A 21,931-nucleotide genomic window follows, 5' to 3' on the forward strand; every position below is an offset into this window, starting at 1 on the left:
ACAAAGCTCTACCCATTAGTGGGTAAGGCGCTATGCGGGGTTGGGAAGAATACAGGTTACTGCGAAGACAGGCGCAGCCGGTTCTCGATGGCATAGCGTGTAAGCCCAGCTGTGCTGCCAATTCCAAGCTTCTTCTTGATGTTCTTGCGGTGAGTTTCAACGGTCGCTTCCGAAATGCCGAGATTCATCGCAATCTCCCGATTGCTTCCGCCTTCAGCCACCAGCACGAGCACATCATTTTCACGCAAAGACAAGCCTTCCGACTTCCTGTCGCCGCTGTCGAGCAGTGCTTCCGAAACACCGGATGAGAAATATGTCCCCCCCGAAGCGACCGCATGAATGGCGGCGACGATTTCAGTCGTCGACACATCCTTCAGCACGTAGCCGGAAGCCCCGCGCATGATGGAGGTAGAGATATATTCGCGGCTATCATGCATGGACAGCATGAGGATGCGAATGCCAGGCAATTGCTTCTTGAACAGCTCGATAGCGTCGATACCATTGAGAAGCGGCATGTTGATATCCATCAAAACCACGTCGGGATTGACGGAAAGCGCCAGTTCCAGTGCAGCTCGCGCATTGGAAGCCGCTCCTGTAATATCGATATCGTCATAGGTTTCGAGCACAGCGCGCAGACCATCCAGCACCAGCGGATGATTATCCACGAGCAATACGCGAATCTTGCATTGGTTCGTCATGCGACTTCCGGTTCCCGCCTTCTTTCTGTTGCCGATTTCGGCAAACGCGCGGTGAGTTGCGTACCATCTGCGCTGGTTTCAACCAAGAGCACGCCGCCGAAATGTGCCATTCGCTCCTGCATATTGCGCAAGCCCAATCCCGACAACTGATCCTTCAGATCACGCGCGGTGAAACCATTGCCGTCGTCGGCAACGGTCATTGTAACCTTGCCATTTGAACCCCAAAGCCGGATTCCTACATGACTGGCGCCAGAATGGCGTTCGACATTGGTGAGTGCTTCCTGCACCACGCGATAAAGCGCCGTACTTGCTTCCGGCTTTAACGTCTCGTTCAGTCCGCTTGCTTCCAGCTGCGTTTCAATACCGGTTCGCTCCGAAAAATGCTCGCACAGGGCTTTGAGAGCTACCGTCAGCCCAAGATCGTCCAGAATGCGCGGGCGCAAATCATGTGAAAGCCGCCGAACCTCCTTGATCGCACCATTAAGCGCATCCGATGCTTTCTCGATAGCAAGCGGCGCACCTCCGCTGCCCATTCTCACCTGACGGCTTGCAAGATCGATGGCATAGCGAACACCGACGAGATTTTGGGAAATACCGTCGTGAAGCTCGCGCGCCAGACGCGCTCGTTCTTCTTCCTGCGTGTCGATGATGCGCTGCGCCAACTCCTTCAGCTTGTTGTCGGCCATGCGTCGCTCGCGCAGATTGAGCAGCATGCAGGTTGCGAAAACGAGCATCACGGCAGGCACGGCGATCAGACTGACAATGAGGAAGGTCGTGCGGATATTGGCGCGAAAATCCGCATTGGCGGCAGCCGTCTGCACATAGACATCATCGAGATAGACGCCCGTTCCGAGCATCCATTTCCATTTATCCAGACCAACGGCAAAAGAGAGCTTGTCGGCCATTTCGCCGCTGGATGGCTTTTCCCATTTATACTGGTGCAATCCTCCGCCTTCCTTCGCCTTGCCGATCAGGTTGGCAATAACGCGATCCCCATCGGGATCGACAAGGTTGAGCCAGTTATGGCCGGGCCGAAAGGTCTGGCGCGGATGGACGACATTGTTGCCATCGTAATCATAGACGAAGAAATAACCGTCACGACCGTAATCGAGCGAGGTCAGAATCTCCCGTACCTTTTCCATGGCAGCGGTATCGTCGGGACCAGCCTCATCGTAAATCTGCTGTATGGAGGAAAGCGCCAGATTGGTGAGATTGAGCAGCTCGGTTTCCTTGGCCTTGAGCATGTTCTTCTCGAAGGTCGCGATGCTGCTCTGCACGAGATTTGCAGATTGCCAGGTGATAAAGGCCGTGACCGTCAGAATAGCCACGATGAGCGGCACAATCGCCAGTGCAACGATCTGATAGCGCAGCGTCACGTTTTCTCCTCCCGGTCGGCAATCCGACTTGTCATCTAGGGTCAGGACTTACTAATTTGGTAACAATGGCATCTGAAATGACCAAATATACAAGGAGAGGCGCGAAGAACGGGGGAGCCCCCGGTCGAGCGGTTCGACGCGGCAGATCGCCAACATCCGCCTTGGCATTTCGGTGTCCGAAGGATGTGGTCCATCCGCTTGGCTACCGCGTCAAAAAGGCTTGAAAATGAACCACATTTCCTTCGCCTTTTCTCCTCGTATCCAAACGGATGGCCTCACACCATGTCACCAAATTTGTAAGTCCTGACCCTAGTGACTTTAAAGTTCCCGCATCCCAAGGAAAAGGGGACAATGAACAAAACCTTGCCCATAGAAAAAGAGGCCTGCACAACCAATAATATATTCATATCTATTTATATAACTAAAATATAAACAATAAATCCTAGTTGAAGACACGAATATTTTATGCTCCATAATGTTTTCTTGGACACCGCGTCCGAGTATACGGTTCTGGGACTCATTAATTTCAGAGAGAATCTATTTATGAAAAGCTATCGCGCAATCGGTCTTGCATTCACGTTCGCTGCCATTTCGGGCGCACCAGCGCTGGCCGCTCCCCTTCCCGGTGGAGCAAGCACCCTTCAGGAGACCTATCAGGACTGGACTGTTTCCTGTCAAAACCAGAAGGAAACAAGCATCTGTGTCATGCGTCAGGACCAGAGCAGCACGCAGACCGGCCAGCGCGTGCTCACTGCAGAATTGCATAACACTGCCGGTAAGGTCGAAGGCGTTCTGTTGATGCCATTCGGTCTCGACCTGGCAAAAGGCGCTTCACTCAAGATCGATGATGTTGCCGGACCTAATCTCGCTTTCTCGACCTGCCTACCACAGGGTTGCCTGGCGCCAGTAAGCTTTGAAGCAAAGCAGGTTGCAGCGCTCAAGGCTGGCACGAATATCAACGTCACCACGACGGCCTTGAGCCCAAGCCAACCTGTCGCCTTCAAGGTTTCGCTCAAAGGCTTCGGCGCAGCGCTTGATCGCATCACCGCTCTGACGAAGTGAATCTCGGCACTATGATCAAAAGCCATACGACGTGACGTCGTATGGCTTTTTTATCAGGCGGGATGCGCCGAGACATGGGCAAGATGCCTGCGCCACCGCAATGTCATCAACACCGCGACAATGCCGAGACCGGCAGCAAGGCCGAGCCAGATACCCACGCCGCCGAGCTCGAACTTGAATGCAAGCAAGGCACCCAGTGGCAGCCCCACCCCCCAATAGCCGAACAGCGCCAGAAACATCGGTACGCGCGTATCACGCAAACCGCGCAGCATGCCTGCGGCAACGGCTTGCGCGCCGTCAACGATCTGGAAGAGTGCTGCCAGCGCAAGGAAAGTCACGGCCAGTTCCATCACCGGCAGATTCTGCGGATCGTGCAGATCGAGGAAAACGCCGATGAACACGCGCGGAATGAGGATCATGAGCAGTCCCGTGACAGACATGAAACCAACGCCAAGGGCATAGGCGCTCCAGCCCGCATAGGCAATTGCCTTGGGATGGCCTGCACCATAGGCCCTGCCCACGCGCACCGTTGCAACCTGTCCGAAACCGAGTGGCACCATGAAGCTGAGCGATGCGATCTGGATCGCCACCGCGTGAGCCGCCATCGCCGTTGGTCCGATGCGGCCCATCATGACAACGGCAGCATAGAAGATGGAGGTTTCGAACACGAATGTCAGCGCCATCGGAATGCCGATGCGCCACAGTTCGAGCAGGCGAGCCCAGTCGGGACGCCAGAAGCGACCGAACAGGTGATAGCGGCGGAAACGGCGATGACGCAGTGTGATGAATGCAAGTCCAAGGAACATCATCGTGCTTGACGCTGTGGTGGCGATACCGGCGCCGTGCAGTTCCATGCGCGGAAAGCCGAAATGGCCGAAAATCAGCGTCCAACCGGCAAGCGCATTGAAGCCGATGGCAAGCGCTGCGATCAACAGCGTCCACATCGGCTTTTCCATGGCCGCAAAGAATGAGCGCAGAACGATATAACCGAGATAAGGCAGAAGCGCCCATTGCAGCGTGTGCATGAAATCGGTCGAACGGGCAGCAATGTCCGGACGCTGGCCGAGAAACAGGAAAATCTCCTCGCAATGCCATAGCACGATCCAGACCGGAATCGCGATCATGATTGCGGTCCAGAAACCCTGACGCACAGTACGGCGCACATCGCGCACCGAATGGCGGTTCTTGCCAAGCGCGATGGCGATCATCGGCATCACGGCCGAGACAAGCCCCATCGAGAAGATCATCAGCGTGTGATAGAAGCTCGTCGTCAGCAGGGCCGAGGCAAGCGTATCCGCGCCAAGACGGCCGATGAAGATAACGTCTGTCGCGGTCAATGCTGCCTGCGAAAGATTGGTGAAGATCAGCGGCCAGCCGAGCGTCAGCGCGGCGGCCATCTCCCTGCCCCAACGCTGCATGCCGGATTCATGGGGCTGCTGAAAACCCGCATTGATTGTCCTGTCCATAGTCCGCTCCCCGAAACATCCGGGGCCGTCAATCCGCCGGATGCTCCATTTTGATTGAGGCCACGCCCCGGAACATCAGAGACCATGTCAATCTGAGAAGAGGCGCAGAAATACGATCATCGACCGTCCCATGCAGGCTAAGGGTGTCATCGCTCATAGAGCGAACACACCCCATTTTTCGGGTTGCTCAATTTCTATTGGGAACGTTGTGTATGTTCCAGAAACTGATCCGGAGCCAAGCGGGCTGCGCATCGATTTGCACAAAATTAGAGCAACATGGATATCAGACTTGCTCAAAGAAGCAACACATCTCGAAATGGATTTTTCGCCTCCGGACACATAGAGGAATGAAATCCTCATTCTGACACGAAAGCGCAATTGCCCGTCCGATAAAGGATTGACGCTTGTGGCCTAACCGATAGGAATGATTGTATTAATTGCAGGAGGCGTCATGCGCAGTACCAAAGTCATCCATATAGTCGGCTGTCATGCGGAGGGCGAAGTCGGCGATGTCATCGTCGGTGGGGTGGCGCCGCCTCCCGGCAATACGGTGTGGGAGCAATCGCGCTTCATCGCCAATGACGAGACCTTACGCAATTTCGTCCTGAACGAGCCTCGCGGCGGCGTATTCCGCCACGTCAACCTGCTGGTGCCACCGAAAGACCCGCGCGCGCAGATGGGTTTCATCATCATGGAGCCCGCCGATACGCCGCCGATGTCGGGCTCCAACTCGATCTGCGTCTCCACGGTTCTACTAGATAGCGGCATCGTTCCCATGCAGGAGCCGGTGACGCGCATGGTGCTGGAAGCCCCCGGCGGTATCATCGAAGTGGAAGCGGAATGCCGCAACGGCAAGGCCGAGCGTATCAGTGTCCGCAACGTGCCGTCCTTTGCCGATCGTCTGGATGCATCATTGGAAGTTGAAGGACTTGGCACTGTTACCGTCGATACGGCCTATGGCGGCGACAGTTTCGTGATTGTCGATGCAGCTTCTATCGGAATGAAGATCGAGCCGGGCCAGGCGCGGGAACTCGCCGAGATCGGCGTGAAGATCACCAAAGCCGCCAATGAACAGCTTGGTTTCCGCCATCCTGAAAAAGACTGGAACCACATTTCCTTCTGTCAGATCACCGAGCCGGTGACGCGCGAGGGCGATGTGCTGACCGGCGTGAACACCGTTGCCATTCGCCCGGCCAAACTCGACCGGTCCCCGACCGGCACTGGCTGTTCGGCGCGCATGGCCGTGCTTCATGCAAAAGGCCAGATGAAGGTCGGAGAGAAATTCATCGGGAAGTCGGTACTAGGCACGGAGTTTCATTGTCGGTTGGACAAGGCGCTGGAACTCGGCGGCAAACCTGCCATCAGCCCGATCATTTCCGGTCGCGCATGGGTGACAGGGACTTCGCAGCTCATGCTTGATCCGAGCGATCCGTTTCCGGATGGGTATCGGCTTTCGGATACGTGGCCAAATATGCCTGAATAAGCCGAATCAGGGCGCAATAAAAAACCCCGCCAAAGCGGGGTTTTCCAATAGTATAAAGCGGTATCCTTACGCGAAATCCAATGCACGGTCGCCGTCTTCGTCCTTGATGCGCGATGGCAAGCCAATCTGATTCAGGATGTGAAGGAAAGGCTTTGGATTAAGCTCTTCCACATTGACCATCTTCTTCACATCCCATTCGCCCGAGGCAATCAGGATTGCGGCTGCAACCGGCGGAACGCCAGCGGTGTAGGAAATGCCCTGCGAACCCACTTCGTTATAGGCGTCCTTGTGGTCGGCAACATTATAGATGAAGACTTCCTTCTCCTTGCCGTCCTTGGTGCCCTTCACGAAATCGCCAATACAGGTCTTGCCGGTGTAATCCGGTGCCAGCGACGACGGATCAGGCAGAACAGCCTTGACCACCTTGAGCGGCACGACTTCCAGACCTTCAGCGGTCTTGACTGGCTGTTCCGACAGAAGGCCGAGATTGTTCAGCACCGTGAAGACATTGATGTAGTGATCGCCAAAGCCCATCCAGAAACGCACATCGGCATTAGGGTAATTCTTGGACAGCGAATGCACTTCGTCGTGGCCAGTCATATAGGCCTTGCTCGGGCCGACAACGGGCAGATCGAACGTCTGGCCGACTTCGAACATCTTGTTCGACTGCCATTCACCCTTCTGCCAGGAATAAACCGTGCCGGTGAATTCGCGGAAGTTGATTTCAGGGTCGAAGTTGGTCGAGAACCAGCGGCCATGCGAACCGGCGTTGATGTCAACGATGTCGATGGACTTCACTTCATCGAGATAGTCATCTGCCGCAAGGCGTGCATAGGCATTGACCACGCCCGGATCAAAGCCGATGCCGAGAATGGCGGTGATGCCCTTCTCCTCGCATTCCTGCAGGTGCTTCCATTCGTAGTTGCCATACCATGGTGGGGTTTCGCAAATCTTCTTCGGGTCTTCATGGATCGCGGTGTCCATGTAAGCCACGCCCGTATCGATACAGGCACGCAGAACCGACATATTGAGGAAGGCCGAGCCGACATTGATGACGATCTGAACGCCGGTCTTCTGGATCAGAGCCTTGGTAGCTTCAATATCCAGCGCGTCCAAAGCATGCGCTTCCAGTTTCACCTCGGTCTTGAGGCTCTTCTTTTCATGCACGCTATCGATAATCTTGCGGCATTTCTCAACCGTGCGGGACGCAATATGGATATCGCCCAATATGTCAGAGTTTTGCGCACATTTATGTGCAACAACCTGTGCCACGCCCCCGGCGCCGATAATGAGAACGTTCTTCTTCATTTTCTGTCGATGCTTCCTCTTCCAGCGGTTCCCCGCCATCTGTTAACTGTCCCGACTGCCTTCTCATTCGGAACATGTGGGTTCGTTGCGGTTTGAAATCGCAACAGGATCTTTACGAAAGCGACCCTTCAAAATCCGCGTAATCAAATTCGCGGACAAGTTTGACCGTGCCATCCAGTTCACGCACGGCAATGGCTGGCATTTTCACACCATTGAACCAGTTCTTCTTGACCATCGTATAACCGGCCGCATCTTCAAACGAGAGGCGGTCGCCGATGGAGAGCTCCTTGTCGAAAGTGAATTCGCCGAAAATATCACCGGCAAGGCAGGACTTGCCGCACACCATATAGCTATGCTCGCCGTTGTTCGGAGCCATCTTCGCCTTTTCACGATAGATGAGTAGATCGAGCATATGCGCTTCGATTGAGCTATCGACGATGGCAAGATTCTTGCCGTTGAACAGCGTGTCGAGAACCGTCACTTCCAACGTCGTGGTCTTGGTGATCGAGGCTTCGCCCGGCTCCAGATAGACCTGCACGCCGAATGTTTCCGAGAAGGACTTGAGGCGCGCGCAGAACGCATCGACCGGATAGTTGTCACCAGTGAAGTGGATACCGCCGCCAAGGCTGACCCATTCAACGCGGTGCAGAAGCGAGCCGAACTTTTCTTCGATATCGGTCAGCATCTTGTCGAAAAGACCGAAATCGGAATTTTCGCAATTGTTATGGATCATGAAGCCGGTCACGCGGTCCATGACCTTCTCGACCTTCGCCACATCCCATTCGCCAAGGCGGCTGAACGGACGCGCCGGATCGGCCAGATCGAAGCTCGAGGACGAGACACCCGGATTGAGGCGCAGGCCACGCTTGATATGTGCTGCCTTGTCGGCAAAGCGCTCAAGCTGACCGATCGAATTGAAGATGATCTTGTCGGCGTGGCTGATGACCTCGTCGATCTCGTTATCGGCATAGGCCACGCTATAGGCATGGGTTTCGCCGCCGAATCTTTCACGGCCGAGACGCACTTCGTTGAGCGAAGACGATGTCGTGCCATCCATATATTCGCTCATCAGATCAAATACCGACCAGGTGGCAAAGCATTTCAGCGCCAACAGCGCCTTGGCGCCGGATTTCTCGCGCACATAGGCAACCTTTTCCATGTTGCGCTTCAGCTTGGTCTTGTCGATCAGATAGTAAGGCGTCTGGATCATGAGCGTTCCGGGTCGTCCAAGGGGAAATCTGGCCTTGCCAGCAAGGCTGGTTTGCCAAGTTGAGGAAACACATAAGTAGTTTCCCAAATTATTCGAAGGCTTATAGGAAGCTTGTGACAGAAACACAAATCCGCCACAGCATTATCGGGAAAAAATTTCCCCACAAGCTATCGCGGATTACTTCTCCACTTCCTGCCCACCTTCAGCGGGTGAGCCTCATATAGGCCTTTTTGCGAGGATTTGAACCCCTTCCCCCTCGCTCCCGCTTGCACTGTCGTTTTCATTGAAAGTCTTTGCCCGGACAAATGGCTTCCACCCCACAAGACGGCTTGCTACAGATTCTCGAGTATCGTCAGTTTAATTAAACAAGCATTCACTTGACAAATTATGGGTGCGGGCGTAGCCATTATTTCATGTTCGGGGCGACCTTATTCAGAGCCTGAATCAAAAAGCGGCAAGCCGTGGCGAAAATGGTGATTTTTGGAACAGGCTCTCAGGCATTCGCCCGCACAAGGATAGTCAAAGGAAAATGAAATGCAGGATCACAAGCCGACCGCCGGTTGGGGAGATCTGTTCGCAGGTAGAAACGCTATCGTATCGCTGACGCTTGTTGGCGGCGTGGCGCTTCACGCTATCAACGTATTCATCGCTACAACCATTCTGCCCACGGTCGTCGCCGATATTGGCGGCATGGATTATTATGCCTGGAACACGGCGCTGTTCGTGACGGCATCCATTCTCGGCTCGGCGCTTGTGCCGCGTCTGCTTTCCCAGGCAGGCCCGCGCAGCGCCTATCTGATCGCTGCCGTCATCTTTGCTGCTGGAACCCTGACTTGCGGCCTCGCTCCATCCATGCCCGTCATGCTGGCGGGGCGCGCCATACAGGGTCTTGGAGGCGGCATGATGCTGGCGCTCTCCTATTCCATGATCCGCATCGTTTTCGACGAAGCGCTGTGGCCACGTGCCATCGGTCTCGTTTCCGGCATGTGGGGCGTGGCTACGCTTGTCGGTCCAGCCATCGGCGGCGTCTTTGCAGAGCTTGGCATCTGGCGCGCTGCCTTCTGGTCGCTTGCGCCGGTGATTGCCGTCTTCACCATCATGGCCATGACGGTGCTGCCGCGTGAATCCGGCTCCGCCGCCAGCAATGACCGGCTTGCTTGGCCGCAGCTCATCCTTTTGACCGCTGCAGTCCTTGCCGTTTCTGCCGGAAGCATTTCATCGGAGCTGGCGCTGAATACCGGCGGCGTTGTGCTCGCGATTGTCCTGCTGCTTCTCCTCGCTGCCGTGGAAAAGAAAGCCAGCCGTCGTATCCTCCCGAAAGGCTCGTTCAGCATTCGGAAACTCGGCGCACTCTATCTCACCCTTGCCTTCCTCAGCGCATCCGTCACCAGTTCCGAAGTCTTCGTGCCGCTGTTCTTTCAGGTGCTGCACAATCAATCGCCGCTTGTTGCAGGCTATCTGGCAGCGATTATGGGTGGCAGCTGGACACTTGGTTCCATCGGATCGTCAGGAATTGCCGCCGGGCGCACCGATCGTGTCATTCTGGCTGCCCCCGTCATGGGCGTGGCGGGCATGGTAACGCTGGCCGTCCTCATTCCGACTGGCAGCGATGGACATTGGTACGATCTGCTGCCGATCTGTATCGCACTGGCGGTCATCGGTTTCGGCGTCGGCCTGACATGGCCGCATCTGCTGACCCGCATTTTCAAACGTGCCGACGCAGAGGATCAGAACCTGGCATCCGCCTCAGTGACCATGGTGCAGCTTTTTACGACCGCCCTTGGTGCAGCACTTGCCGGAATGGTTGCCAATATGGCTGGCCTCACCAATCCCGGTGGCTTTACCGGCACCGCACATGCCGCACTTTGGCTCTTCTCCGGCTTTGCCATTCTGTCTGCACTGGCGTTCGTGTCAGCACTTGCTCTCGTCCGCAGCGCGAGGCAATCGCAACCGGCACAATGCTGAAAGAATGGTTAGGGCTGAAAGGATGGTTAGGCGGTTGGCGCAATAACGTAAGCACAGCGCCGTGCACCGGCCAGAATATGCTCGGTGCGGTTTACCGAAACATCAGGGCCAAGAACGGCCCTGAATACCTGAAGCTCCGACCTGCAAAAGCCCTGACAAGCATCGGCAGCGGCACAGATCGGACAATGGTTTTCTATGAGCAGCCAGGAACCGTCTTCCCGTTTTTCGGTATCAGCCATGTAGCCTTCGGCGGAACGGATGTCGGCAAGTTCCTTCACGCGCTGGTCGAGCGACAAATCCTTCAGGCGCGTCTGGTACTGACGGCGCGTCTCGGTCTCGCGATGGGCGATCAGCGTGTCCAGTGCATCGTCTCCAAGAATGGTACGCACCGAATGAAGAAGCTGAACAGTCAGATCAGCATGCGTATCGGGAAAACGTTTGTTACCGGCTTCGGTCAGATCCCAGAACAATGAAGGCCGGCCGACGCCTTGCGACACGGAATGCGAGGAAACAAGCCCCTCCTCCGCAAGACGCACGAGCTGCTGGCGAACGGCCTCGCCTGTGGTTCCCAAATGTTCCCCGATGGTCGCGGCGGTCTGCGCTCCCCGCATCTTGAGGGAGAGCATGACCCTCTTCGCAGGAGAACGTGCCCCCAATTCATCGGTATTTAGAAAGTCATTCCTTGACATATGTGCCGTTTTCTATTTAAAGAAGGATTATCTTGTTAAATAGGTGATTAGGCCTGTCGAAGCAAGATAATTCTGAATTTTCAGTATTCAAACCGGCTTTCGTCAAAGCCAGAGTCGACACCGGATTCGATCCTCAGGATGCCGAACGGTGATTATGCTCAAGCGATCAGGAGTTTTAAAATGAGCTTCACTTTGCCACCACTTCCCTTTGCAACCAACGCACTTGAAGGCGTCGGAATGGGCACGGAAACGCTTGAGCTGCATCACGGCAAGCACCATCAGGCCTATGTGACTGCGCTCAACGGTTTCGTTGAAAAGAATGACGCGCTTAAGGGCAAATCGCTCGAAGAAATCGTCCTCTTCGCCAAGGACAAGGCCGATCTCGCTCCGGTGTTCAACAATGCCGGCCAGCATTGGAACCACAATCTGTTCTGGCAGAACCTGTCGGCAACCGGTGGACGCCTGCCGGGCGCTCTGGAAAAGAAGATTGTCGAGGATTTCGGCAGCATCGACCAGTTCAAGGAAGCCTTCAAAACCGCAGCTGTCGGCCAGTTCGGCTCGGGCTGGGCATGGCTGGTTCTGGCCAATGACGGCAAGCTCAAGGTCACCAAGACGCCGAATGGCTCCAATCCGCTGGCAACCGGCGAAGGCAAGGCGCTATTAGGGCTTGATGTCTGGGAGCATAGCTATTATCTCGATTTCCGTAATCGTCGGCCTGACTATGTAACGAATTTCCTCGACAAGCTGGCCAATTACGAATTCGCGGAAGCCACCCTGAAGGCAGCATGACGCGCTTACATTGATTGTGATCAAGGCGTTTTGCCTGCAGCTGATGCAGTCTCCACGAAGCTGCAAGACTGCGGGCAAAATGCAGCAATGACCGATAAGACCGAACCGACCAATCCAAATCCCTGGACGCCGTCCTCCCAAGCGGTGCAGGAGCAAGACAGAGACAGTTCCGAAAATGAGCAGTAACTTCAATCAGGAAACCGTCACCGACATCCATCACTGGACCGACACGCTGTTTTCCTTCCGCACGACGCGCGACCCCGGTTTTCGCTTCCAGAGCGGCCAGTTCATCATGATGGGTATGGAAGTGAACGGCAAGCCGCTCACACGCGCCTATTCCATTGCCTCGAGCCTCTATGAAGACGGGCTGGAATTCTTCTCGATCAAAGTGCCGAACGGTCCGCTGACTTCAAAGCTTCAGCACCTGAAAGTTGGCGACCAGATCATCCTGTCCAAGAAGCCGGTCGGTACGCTGCTCTATGACAATCTGAAGCCGGGAAAAAATCTCTGGCTGCTCTCGACCGGCACCGGTCTCGCGCCATTTCTGTCGATCATCCGCGATCTGGAAGCCTATGAACGTTTTGAGAAGATCATTCTCGTTCATGGCGTGCGTCAGGTGGCAGAGCTTGCCTATACCGATTTCATCGCCAATGAATTGCCGCAGGACGAGTTCCTTGGTGAGATGGTCAAGAACCAACTCATCTACTATCCAACCGTTACGCGTGAGCCTTACAAAAATCGCGGTCGTCTGACCGACCTTATTCGTTCGGGGCAGCTCTTTACCGATGTCGGTCTGCCGGAGTTTAACCACGACGACGACCGCATGATGCTCTGCGGCAGCCCTGAAATGCTGGCCGAAACAAAGCAGATTCTGGAAGAGCGCGGCTTTAAGGAAGGCAGCCAGAGCGAAGCCGGACATTACGTTATCGAAAAGGCTTTCGTTGAAAAGTAGGCCCGACTAAAGAGGCTGGAAAACCAATAAAGGGAGGCATCCAGCCTCCCTTTTTCTTTGAGCGTGACTGCTAAGCGCTCACCGCCTGCAGGAAAAATGCTTTAACACCGGCAACCATCTCGGCTCGGTCCATCATATCCGGGTTGGAGATGGTCTCATCGACCGCACCGTGCAGCGCATTGAACAGAAGCACTGCAGTCAGACGCGTATCGGCGATTTTCCATGCGCCTGCAGCATTACCATCGGTCAACAACGCATCAAGCTGGACGACCGCCGGATTTTCCTGCTTCATGCGGCGCATGGGCGGATGAAAATCGTGAAACACCATGTCGTGCAGCTTGTAATTGTCAAGATAACCGGCAATTCCGGCTTCGGCCCAGACAGCCAGTTTTGTCTGCCAGTCGTCTGCTGGAAGTAGATCTAGCTGGCGCTCCAGCCCTTCACAGAATCCATTGATGAAGCGCTCCCGCAAGTTCAGCAGGATGTCGTCCTTGCTGCGAAAATGCAGATAGAATGTACCTTTGGCAACGTCCGCCAAGCGCACGATTTCATCCACGCTTGTCGCCGCGAAGCCCTTTTCGAGGAAGAGGGCTTCAGCTGCGGCCATCAGCTCGTCACGACGTATTTCCGCTGGTTTGGTACGAGGCCTGGGCTTGATGGCGGTGGACGGCAAATCGATCTCCGAAATTTCAGGATACTTCCAATCTATCCCGGATCGCTGCCCGGTCAAAATCAAGCTGATTTGGCCGAACGACACGGTCTTCGAGCCAATGCAGTGCCGCATCGACATTGGAAAATGTGCCCGCCGGAACGCGAAACAGCTTTTCGGCATCCATGCGGCTTGCCTGTTCATATACCGATTCCGGCACGATGTTCACCATGCCCATCACCTGTTCGCGAATGCGCTGCGCATTCTGCTGGAGCCATTGCTTGACTTCGCGCGCCGAACCTTCGGGATGTGCCAGAGCATCCTCATCTAGAAAACGGCGGATCGTGATAAAGGGCTTTCCCGCATCAAGCCACCGGTTCCAGACATCAAAGAATTCACGCGTTTCTTCCAAGGTCGATGCGCCCGTCGACAGGGTGACGACGTAAGGCCAGTTTTCCTTATGGTGAAGCATCACGCTTCCCTCCTGCTCGATATCTATCAAACTCGCTGCTGCGATGTTTTGAGCCGTGACGGCAATCCGGCAACCGGCACGCACACAAGCAAGCCGCTGAATCACCGCACGACTCATGACTGACTATCAGTCATTTGTGTTGTGACACGAAAATATGAATGAATCAATCATGTTTTTATGGAATACTTTGCGGCAGTTTGGAGGAAACCGTCACCTCAAATGCGCAAGACCCAACACCGTGAGTTGGGTTGGGCTTGATAGCAGAACGCATTTGGAATTTGGTGGCGCGGGAGAGACTACCTTCCACGCTACTCAAGGCATAAAGCCTCAGTTATTCAGTTCAAAATCGAGCCCGATATCGAGATTGGGGGCGCTGTGCGTGGTCCAGCCGACTGAAATCAGATCGACGCCACTAGCCGCAACGGCCGCCACCGTTTCAGGCGTAATACCGCCCGAGGCCTCTGAAATGGCGCGACCATCGATGATCGATACTGCCTCACTCAATTGCGCAGGCGACATGTTATCGAGCAATACGGCGTCCACGCCGATGGCCATCGCTTCCTCGAGTTGTTGCAGTGTATCGACTTCCACCTCGATCTTGACCATATGACCAGCCCCCGCCTTGGCGCGCTCGATGGCCTCGCGCACGCCGCCAGCGACCGCGATGTGATTGTCCTTGATCAGCACCGCATCATAAAGCGCGAAACGGTGGTTCATGCCGCCGCCTGCCCTCACTGCATATTTCTGCAAGGCGCGCAGCCCCGGTGTCGTCTTGCGCGTGCAGACGATGGAGGCCCCGGTGCCCGCAACCGCTTTCACCAGACCCGCCGTTGCCGTGGCAATGCCGGAAAGGTGGCCGAGGAAATTCAGCGCCGTCCGCTCCCCCGCCAGGATCGAGCGCGACGAGCCGGAAACGCGGGCAACATCCGCCCCTTTCTCAAGAGACTGACCGTCCCGCGCCAGACGTTCGAATGTGACGTCCGGATCGACCAGACGAAACGCCATTTCGGCCACATCCAGCCCGGCGATGACGCCCGGCTGGCGCAGGCTGAACAGCATGGCCGAGCGGTGATCCTCCGGCACCACCGCATTGCTAGTAATATCACCAGCAAGCCCCAGATCTTCCAGAAGTGCGGCGCGCACCAGCGGTTCGACGACAAGCGGAGACAAGCGCGGCAGGTTCATCATGCAGTCCTTGTAACAGGGTGAGGCGCGGCGATTTCGCGTGCCAGTGCGAAAGCTGCCGAAAAAGTGAAAAAGCTGCGGACTGGAGCCGCATCTTTGGCGGGATAGTCGGTGCGGGCATGGCTGCCGCGCGACTCGCACCGGTCAAATGCCGCAACCGCAGCAACCAACGCCACGGCTGCGGCATCGTCGGTCTCCGCGAGGGGGAGAAGGGTGGTGATTGCAGAACGCAAACCTTCTTCATCACGCAGCAGGCCAAGATGGCGGGAAACAATGTGCCGCACGGGTTCAGCGTCCGCGCTCTGCGGCAGGCTGACAGGCACGGGATGCCGCACGGCGACCGCCTCTGCACAGCCAATCGCGCGGGCGGCGCGCAGCCCCATGGCGGCGGCTTCAAGCAGTGAATTGCTGGCAAGCCGGTTGGCGCCATGCAGGCCGGTGCAGGCGGCCTCCCCCACCGCCCAGAGACCGGGCAAGCTGGTGCGACCGTCAGCGTCGGTCTTGACGCCGCCCATGTGATAATGCGTGGCGGGTCTGACCGGGATGGGGTCGCTGGACGGATCGATGCCATGTTGTTTGCAAAGCGCATCGATACCGGGAAACCGGGTTGCAAAACGCGCGCCCAGAGCTGTACGCGCATCGAGATAGACCTTGCGCCCTTGCGCGATCTCGCTGCCGATGGCGCGCGCCACTACATCGCGGGGCGCAAGCTCGCGGCCCGGAATATCCGCCATGAAGCGCTCGCCGCGATGATTGACGAGGATGGCGCCCTCCCCGCGCACCGCCTCGCTGATCAGCGGCAGACGCGGCGCAGAAACCGCAAGCGCGGTCGGGTGGAATTGCACGAATTCCATATCCGCAAGCACAGCGCCTGCGCGACCTGCCAATGCGGCCCCTTGGCCGAGATTGCCGAGCGGCGTGGTCGTTGCGTTATAAAGTCCACCGATCCCGCCCGTCGCCAGCACCACGGCGCGCGCTGCAACCGGACCGACATTTTCAAGACAAGCGCCGGCGACACGGCCATCCTGCCGGATGAGCCGCGAGGCGCGGGTATTTTCCATGACGTTGATCGAAGGCGTCGCCAGCACTTTCGCAATCAAGGCGCGCATGATGCCCGCGCCGGTCCCATCGCCATCCACATGCACAATGCGATAGCGACTATGGGCGGCTTCCAGCCCGAGCGAAAATGAACCGTCCGCCTTGCGGTCGAAACGCACGCCATGCGCCTCCAGCGCCGCAACGACGTCCGCGCCTGCCGCGATAATTTCTGACGCCACGCCTGCGTCACACAGGCCGTCGCCCGCCGCGATCGTATCGGCCAGATGCAGTGCCAAGCTGTCGTCAGTGCCAACGCTTGCGGCAATACCGCCTTGCGCCAAAGTGCTGGAACCAGACAGGCCGAGGCTTCCCGCTGTCACCAGCAGGACCGGCTGCGGCGACAGCGTCAGCGCCGTCATCAGACCGGCAAGGCCGCTGCCAATGACGAGGACCGGAGCCGCGCTCATACCGCTAGCATCCGCTCGACGGCGCGCCGGGCAGGCTCCATCAAGGCGGCATCGACGATCACTTCATGACGGTTGTTTTCCAGTGCATCGCGAATATTGGCGAGCGTGATCCGCTTCATATGCGGGCAGAGATTGCACGGGCGGATGAACTCGACATCCGGGTGATCGACGGCGACATTGTCGCTCATCGAGCATTCGGTCAAAAGCACGACACGCTGCGGCTTCTTCTCGCCGACATAGTCCGACATGACCGCTGTGGAACCGGCAAAATCGGCGACCGCCACCACTTCCGGCGGGCATTCGGGATGGGCCAGAACCACGACGCCGGGATGGCTTTCACGCAATTCACGGATATCGTCGGGCGTGAACCGCTCATGCACCTCGCAATGGCCATGCCAGGCGAGAATTTCGACATTGGTTTCGCGCGCCACATTCTGCGCCAAAAACTCGTCGGGGATCATCAGCACGCGTGGCACGCCAAGCGACTCCACCACTTTCTTGGCATTCCCGGATGTGCAGCAAATATCCGATGCGGCCTTCACGGCTGCCGAGGTGTTGACATAGGTGATGATCGGCACGCCCGGATGCGTCTGCCGTAACAGCGCTACATCTTCCGGCGTGATGCTGTCGGCAAGTGAACAGCCCGCGCCCATATCGGGGATCAGCACCGTCTTGCCGGGATTAAGCAGCTTGGCCGTTTCGGCCATGAAATGCACACCCGCCAGCACGATCACATCGGCCTCCACTTCCGCAGCCTTGCGCGCCAGCGCCAGACTGTCGCCGACAATATCGGCCACGCAATGGAAGATTTCGGGCGTCTGGTAATTATGCGCAAGGATCACCGTATTACGCTTTTTCTTCAATTCGAGAATGGCTGCGACATCGTCTTCGAAGCCCAGCCACTCCGCCTTCGGCAGCACCTTGGCCACGCGGTCATAAAGTTGCGAAACGGAAACATGATCGTTCATGGTTGGGCCTCCCGAGCCTACCCATTATACTCAATATGAGTATTTCATGTTTATGAACTTATACTCGATTCGAGTATATTGTCAATCTCGGGAGATTGGCAGCTTGGCTCCGGCCAGATGGCGCTCGGAAAGGGCGCGTTCCTCGACAATCGAGTAACGGAAACGGAACAGTTTTGCCGGGCGACCGCCGGTTTCGCTGTCGCTTTCGCCGGTTTCCTCGACCAGATCCTGCTGCTCGATCAGGCGGCGGAAATTCTGCTTGTGCAGGCGCAGGCCCGCCAGCGCTTCGACAGTCCGTTGGAGTTGCAGAAGCGTAAAACTGTCCGGCATCAATTCGAACACCACCGGGCGATATTTGATCTTGGCGCGCAGTCGCGCAATGGCGGTGGCAAGGATGCGGCGATGATCGGCAAACATGGAGCGACCGTTCTCGTCTTCCTTCATCCCAGCTTCCGCCACCAGACCGGCTTCGAACAGCAGTTCATAGCGTTGCAGCACGAGGTCTTCGTTCCAGCGCCCGCCCCACTCGCCATTTTCAAAGCCGAAGGTGAAGGCGATGCGCCGCATGCGCTGCGCGGTCAGTTCCGGCGTTTCGGCCCGATAGGCCCAGACAAGGAGTGCGTTGTTGAGATGCTCCATGATGGCCGGTTCGCCCTGACGGTGATCTTCCCATGGCAGATAATCATACCAGCCGCGCCAGCCCGCCTGCCCCGCCGCCGCATCGCTCTCACGCACAAGGCCGAGATAGCTGATCGAGATGATGCGTTCGCCCTGTGCGTGACGGTCACGGTCGGCAAAAGTGTAGAGCTGCTCCAGATAACCGACCGGATGTGCGGTTTCCGACTGCACCCACGCGCGCAGACCGGATTGCAACGAACGGTGTTCGCTTTCGAACGGACCCGACGGTAGCGCCTGCACTGATGTTTCCTTGGGCCGCACGGTCATGACGCGCGGCTGCTCGCCGGTTACGGCGGCCAGCACTGCAATCAGTTCGGTATGGGCAATATCGTTGGTCACGGCAACTCCGGAAAACACTTCCGACATTGAACGCGATTGACGAATAATTACAAGGCGCTACCGCCATACGGCACAAGTTTTGCAGTCTAAGCTTTCGGTTTGGCCCCGAAAACATGCTCCGGCCCCGGGAATGTGCGCGCACGCACCTCTTCGGCATAGGCTTTGGCCGCATCCGAAACCTGCGGCGCCAGTTGTGCAAAGCGCTTCACGAAGCGCGGCGTAAAGTCCTGAAACAGTCCCAGCATGTCGTCGGAAACCAGTATCTGTCCGTCACAGGCAGCCGACGCGCCGATGCCCACCGTCGGGACGGAGAGCGATGCGGTGATCTCGCGGGCCAGCGGCTCGACCGTGCCTTCGATAACTAGCGCAAAGGCACCGGCATCGGCTATGGCCCGCGCGTCACGACGAATGCGATCGGCTTCCTCGTCGCCGCGCCCGAGCGAGCGGAAACCGCCAACCGTATTGACCTGCTGCGGCATCAAACCGACGTGGCCAAACACCGGAATGCCACGCTTGACGAGGAATGCGACCGTTTCGGCCATTTCCTCGCCGCCTTCAAGCTTGACGCCGTCGCAGCCGGCTTCCTGCATCACGCGGGCGGCATTGCGGAACGCCTGTTCCTTAGATTCCTGATAGGAACCGAACGGCATATCGACGATGACACAAACCGTCTCGGCGCCGCGCATCACCGCCTGCCCATGGGCGATCATCATGTCGAGCGTTACGGCGAGCGTAGAATCCATGCCGTAGAGCACCATGCCGAGCGAGTCGCCCACCAGCAGCAGATCACAATGCGGATCGAGCAGACGCGCAATCGGTGTCGTATAAGCGGTGAGGCTGACAATCGGGCGCTCGCCCTTCAGGGCTGAAATGGCCTTGGGCGTCAGTCGCTTCTGTTTGACGGGTGCGCTCATGTCAGGCCGCCTGTTCCTGTGCGACATGCGCAATGACGCGATTGTCGAGAAGCCGCGTTGTGCCAAGCCGCACGAACAGCGCAATCAGCACGGGCCGCCCCTGCACCGCCGTCACGCGTTCCAGCGTTTCGGGGTCGCGCAGCGCCACAACTTCGGGCGTCGCCAGCGGTTCTGTGGCGATAAACGCGTGAATTGCCGCTTCCAGCGCATCGGGGTCGTCCACACCGGCCCGATAAAGCCGTTCGGCCTCATCAAGCGCTTTCGGCACGATGATGGCAGCAGCGCGCTGTTCCGGGGTCAGATAGACATTGCGTGACGAGCAGGCAAGACCGTCATCCTCCCGCACCGTCTCCACGCCGACGACCCGCACCGGAATGGCCATATCCTCCACCATGCGGCGGATGATGACGAGTTGCTGAAAATCCTTTTCGCCGAAATAGGCGGCATCGGGGCCGACGATATTGAAGAGCTTGCTGACCACCGTCGCGACCCCGGCGAAATGGCCCGGACGCGCCTCCCCTTCCATCTGATTGCCGAGCGTCGGCACATCCACCACCGTCTGCATCGGGCGCGGATACATGTCGCTGACGGCTGGTGCGAAAAGGTAATCGACCTCTGCCCCCCGCAACAGAGCCGCATCGCGCTCCAGATCGCGCGGATATTTGTCGAGATCTTCATTCGCGCCAAATTGCAGCGGATTGACGAAGATCGACACGATGGTCACGTCATTGTCGGCGCGGGAACGATGTACAAGTTCCAGATGGCCTTTGTGAAGATAGCCCATGGTCGGCACGAAGCCGATGCACTTGCCCGCACGACGCGCAGGCACCAGAACCTGCCGCAATTCCTCGATGGTGCGGATAATCTGCATACGCGTTCCTCCTCGCGGGCCGATCTTCTGATGGCCGCGAGTCCTACAGCGTCAGCTCAAATATGACAACTCCTAGCACTTACTGGGTCGGGATCGTCACCGCGCCAACGGTATTACCGACAGCGCGACCGAAACGATCGATTTGCTCATCATAGGTTTTGCGTGTGTTCGGGTCGAATACGGCAATCGGCGCTGTTACCACCAGCGAGGCGGCCGTACCGACACCCTGTGCCGTACCAATCGCTACCGCACCCAGACGATCTCCAAGACCGACCTGCGAATCCGTGATCGTCTGACCAGCAACGAGACGCTGACCGATAAGCTGCACGACCTCCGGACTGGAGGCGAATTTGCCATGGTTGAGCCTATCGCCCGACTTGAGCTTGGTGAGATCGATGACGGTAATGCCTGCTTTTTCAAGCTCGGAGCGATACGGCTCGATTGACGGATCGATCTGGCCGAGGCGGTCAATATTGCCGGAAATACGCCGTGACAACGCAAGCGCCTTGTCATCCCGCGACGTAAACAATGTGAAGCGCGGATGCGGCTTGCCCATCGCGAGAAACTGCTTCGAGAAAACATCGACGTCGAGATCGGGCGATGCCAGAATAACATCCGTAATCTTGGTATTCACGCGACCGTCGCGAATCGCCATCTGACGCAGAGCCTCGACCGTCAGCCAACTGCCCATCGAGTGGGCCATGACCGTGATGTCTTTAACCTCTGGCTCGCGTGCGATGGCGCGCAAGATCTGCTCCAGCGCATCGCGGGAATAGTTGGTGCTTTCCTTGTCGTAATTATAGTCGAACACGCTGGCACGCGATGGCCAGGTGAAGATCACCGGCGCAACATCGGCTCCGGAATCATGCACGATCTGGGCAAAGCGATAGACGGAATCCTCGAACGTATTGTTGAAGCCATGCACGAAAACCATCACGCGGCGGCTCTTGGTCAGATGCGGGCGAACCCAGCCTGCCATTTCCACATCGGTTTTGAGCGGCGTCACGCTGACGGTGGTGAAATCCTTCTGCGGATTAGGCGGCAGCTTCTTCGGCCACTGCACCTCACCCGCCTTGCGGTTTTTTTCCGGCGGAATGGATACAACAATCTCGTTGAGCGACACGAGCTTGTCGCGCTCGCCGGAGAAAAGAATGCCCGGTTTGTCGGATGGACGGCGCGTGGTTGCCACGACAAGGTCAACCTTGGTGGTACCGGGAGAAGCGGCATTGCCGACAGGCACAAGCACGCCTTCAGGCCGGCTGGCGCAACCGGCAAGCAGAGACAAAAGCACAAGCAATGCAGGGGCAGTCCGAGAAAAAACGCGCCGCAAAACCAAACTCCCCTCAAAGCTA

Annotated in this window: 20 protein-coding genes; 5 read left to right on the forward strand and 15 right to left on the reverse strand. The window is 57.1% G+C overall.

Annotation, left to right across the window (positions count from 1 at the left end; translation table 11 throughout):
- Positions 1-56: 56 nt before the first annotated feature.
- Positions 57-698 carry a response regulator transcription factor gene (locus tag MKS82_RS07795; RefSeq protein ID WP_109986064.1) on the reverse strand — a complete coding sequence of 214 codons (642 nt, stop codon included), beginning with the start codon at positions 696-698 and terminating at the stop codon, positions 57-59.
- A complete protein-coding gene (locus MKS82_RS07800; protein WP_109986063.1) occupies positions 695-2,074 on the reverse strand; it encodes a cache domain-containing protein in 1,380 nt (459 codons plus the stop codon). The genes MKS82_RS07795 and MKS82_RS07800 overlap by 4 nt, the downstream gene beginning before the upstream one ends.
- A gap of 543 nt (positions 2,075-2,617) precedes the next feature.
- Between MKS82_RS07800 and MKS82_RS07805 the strand changes: the two genes are divergently transcribed.
- Positions 2,618-3,136, forward strand: a complete 519-nt coding sequence (locus MKS82_RS07805) for an invasion associated locus B family protein (RefSeq protein WP_109986062.1) — start codon at positions 2,618-2,620, stop codon at positions 3,134-3,136.
- A gap of 53 nt (positions 3,137-3,189) precedes the next feature.
- Here MKS82_RS07805 and MKS82_RS07810 read toward each other — a convergent pair whose 3' ends face one another.
- Positions 3,190-4,602: an MATE family efflux transporter gene (locus MKS82_RS07810; RefSeq protein WP_109986061.1), complete on the reverse strand. Its 1,413-nt coding sequence runs from the start codon at positions 4,600-4,602 to the stop codon at positions 3,190-3,192.
- Positions 4,603-5,053: 451 nt separating this feature from the next.
- On the opposite strand from MKS82_RS07810, the gene MKS82_RS07815 reads away from it, so the two are divergent.
- Positions 5,054-6,085: a trans-3-hydroxy-L-proline dehydratase gene (locus MKS82_RS07815; protein WP_109986060.1), complete on the forward strand. Its 1,032-nt coding sequence runs from the start codon at positions 5,054-5,056 to the stop codon at positions 6,083-6,085.
- Between the two features lie 66 nt (positions 6,086-6,151).
- Here the strand turns inward: MKS82_RS07815 and MKS82_RS07820 are convergent, their stop codons facing one another.
- Together MKS82_RS07820 and nspC are read right to left on the reverse strand one after the other, a co-directional pair.
- Positions 6,152-7,393 carry a saccharopine dehydrogenase family protein gene (locus MKS82_RS07820; RefSeq protein WP_109986059.1) on the reverse strand — a complete coding sequence of 414 codons (1,242 nt, stop codon included), beginning with the start codon at positions 7,391-7,393 and terminating at the stop codon, positions 6,152-6,154.
- Positions 7,394-7,505: 112 nt separating this feature from the next.
- Positions 7,506-8,603, reverse strand: a complete 1,098-nt coding sequence (gene nspC / locus MKS82_RS07825) for a carboxynorspermidine decarboxylase (RefSeq protein WP_109986058.1) — start codon at positions 8,601-8,603, stop codon at positions 7,506-7,508.
- A gap of 534 nt (positions 8,604-9,137) precedes the next feature.
- On the opposite strand from nspC, the gene MKS82_RS07830 reads away from it, so the two are divergent.
- Positions 9,138-10,568, forward strand: a complete 1,431-nt coding sequence (locus MKS82_RS07830; RefSeq protein WP_109986057.1) for an MFS transporter — start codon at positions 9,138-9,140, stop codon at positions 10,566-10,568.
- A 26-nt stretch (positions 10,569-10,594) separates the two neighbouring features.
- Here MKS82_RS07830 and MKS82_RS07835 read toward each other — a convergent pair whose 3' ends face one another.
- Complete coding sequence (locus MKS82_RS07835; RefSeq protein WP_109986056.1) at positions 10,595-11,194, reverse strand: helix-turn-helix transcriptional regulator; 600 nt, start codon at positions 11,192-11,194, stop codon at positions 10,595-10,597.
- A gap of 243 nt (positions 11,195-11,437) precedes the next feature.
- On the opposite strand from MKS82_RS07835, the gene MKS82_RS07840 reads away from it, so the two are divergent.
- Positions 11,438-12,046, forward strand: coding sequence for a superoxide dismutase (locus MKS82_RS07840; RefSeq protein WP_109986055.1), 609 nt, complete (start codon positions 11,438-11,440; stop codon positions 12,044-12,046).
- A 175-nt stretch (positions 12,047-12,221) separates the two neighbouring features.
- Positions 12,222-12,998: a ferredoxin--NADP reductase gene (locus MKS82_RS07845; RefSeq protein WP_109986054.1), complete on the forward strand. Its 777-nt coding sequence runs from the start codon at positions 12,222-12,224 to the stop codon at positions 12,996-12,998.
- A gap of 70 nt (positions 12,999-13,068) precedes the next feature.
- Here MKS82_RS07845 and MKS82_RS07850 read toward each other — a convergent pair whose 3' ends face one another.
- The 9 genes from MKS82_RS07850 to MKS82_RS07890 all read right to left on the reverse strand — a co-directional run bounded on the left by MKS82_RS07850 (position 13,069) and on the right by MKS82_RS07890 (position 21,915).
- The gene (locus MKS82_RS07850) at positions 13,069-13,671 is read right to left on the reverse strand and encodes a TetR/AcrR family transcriptional regulator (RefSeq protein ID WP_109986053.1); all 603 of its coding nucleotides are present in this window, start codon (positions 13,669-13,671) and stop codon (positions 13,069-13,071) included.
- 16 nt (positions 13,672-13,687) lie between these two features.
- A complete protein-coding gene (locus MKS82_RS07855; RefSeq protein ID WP_176037286.1) occupies positions 13,688-14,119 on the reverse strand; it encodes a hypothetical protein in 432 nt (143 codons plus the stop codon).
- 327 nt (positions 14,120-14,446) lie between these two features.
- The gene (nadC, locus tag MKS82_RS07860) at positions 14,447-15,304 is read right to left on the reverse strand and encodes a carboxylating nicotinate-nucleotide diphosphorylase (RefSeq protein WP_109986265.1); all 858 of its coding nucleotides are present in this window, start codon (positions 15,302-15,304) and stop codon (positions 14,447-14,449) included.
- On the reverse strand, positions 15,304-16,809 hold the full coding sequence (locus MKS82_RS07865; RefSeq protein WP_176037148.1) for an L-aspartate oxidase: 1,506 nt from the start codon (positions 16,807-16,809) through the stop codon (positions 15,304-15,306). Before MKS82_RS07865 ends, nadC begins: the two co-directional genes overlap by 1 nt.
- Positions 16,806-17,777 (reverse strand): quinolinate synthase NadA, encoded by a 972-nt coding sequence (nadA, locus tag MKS82_RS07870; protein WP_109986051.1) that lies wholly within the window; start codon positions 17,775-17,777, stop codon positions 16,806-16,808. The genes MKS82_RS07865 and nadA overlap by 4 nt, the downstream gene beginning before the upstream one ends.
- Positions 17,778-17,858: 81 nt before the next feature.
- Positions 17,859-18,821, reverse strand: a complete 963-nt coding sequence (locus MKS82_RS07875; protein ID WP_109986050.1) for an NUDIX hydrolase — start codon at positions 18,819-18,821, stop codon at positions 17,859-17,861.
- Between the two features lie 59 nt (positions 18,822-18,880).
- Complete coding sequence (panB, locus tag MKS82_RS07880) at positions 18,881-19,708, reverse strand: 3-methyl-2-oxobutanoate hydroxymethyltransferase (protein ID WP_109986049.1); 828 nt, start codon at positions 19,706-19,708, stop codon at positions 18,881-18,883.
- A gap of 1 nt (position 19,709) precedes the next feature.
- Entirely contained in the window at positions 19,710-20,579 is an 870-nt protein-coding gene (gene panC / locus MKS82_RS07885; RefSeq protein ID WP_109986048.1) for a pantoate--beta-alanine ligase, read from the reverse strand.
- A gap of 79 nt (positions 20,580-20,658) precedes the next feature.
- On the reverse strand, positions 20,659-21,915 hold the full coding sequence (locus MKS82_RS07890) for an alpha/beta hydrolase (protein WP_176037147.1): 1,257 nt from the start codon (positions 21,913-21,915) through the stop codon (positions 20,659-20,661).
- Positions 21,916-21,931: the final 16 nt, after the last annotated feature.

Source organism: Ochrobactrum sp. A-1, assembly GCF_022488005.1.
Classification (GTDB): Bacteria; Pseudomonadota; Alphaproteobacteria; order Rhizobiales; family Rhizobiaceae; genus Brucella.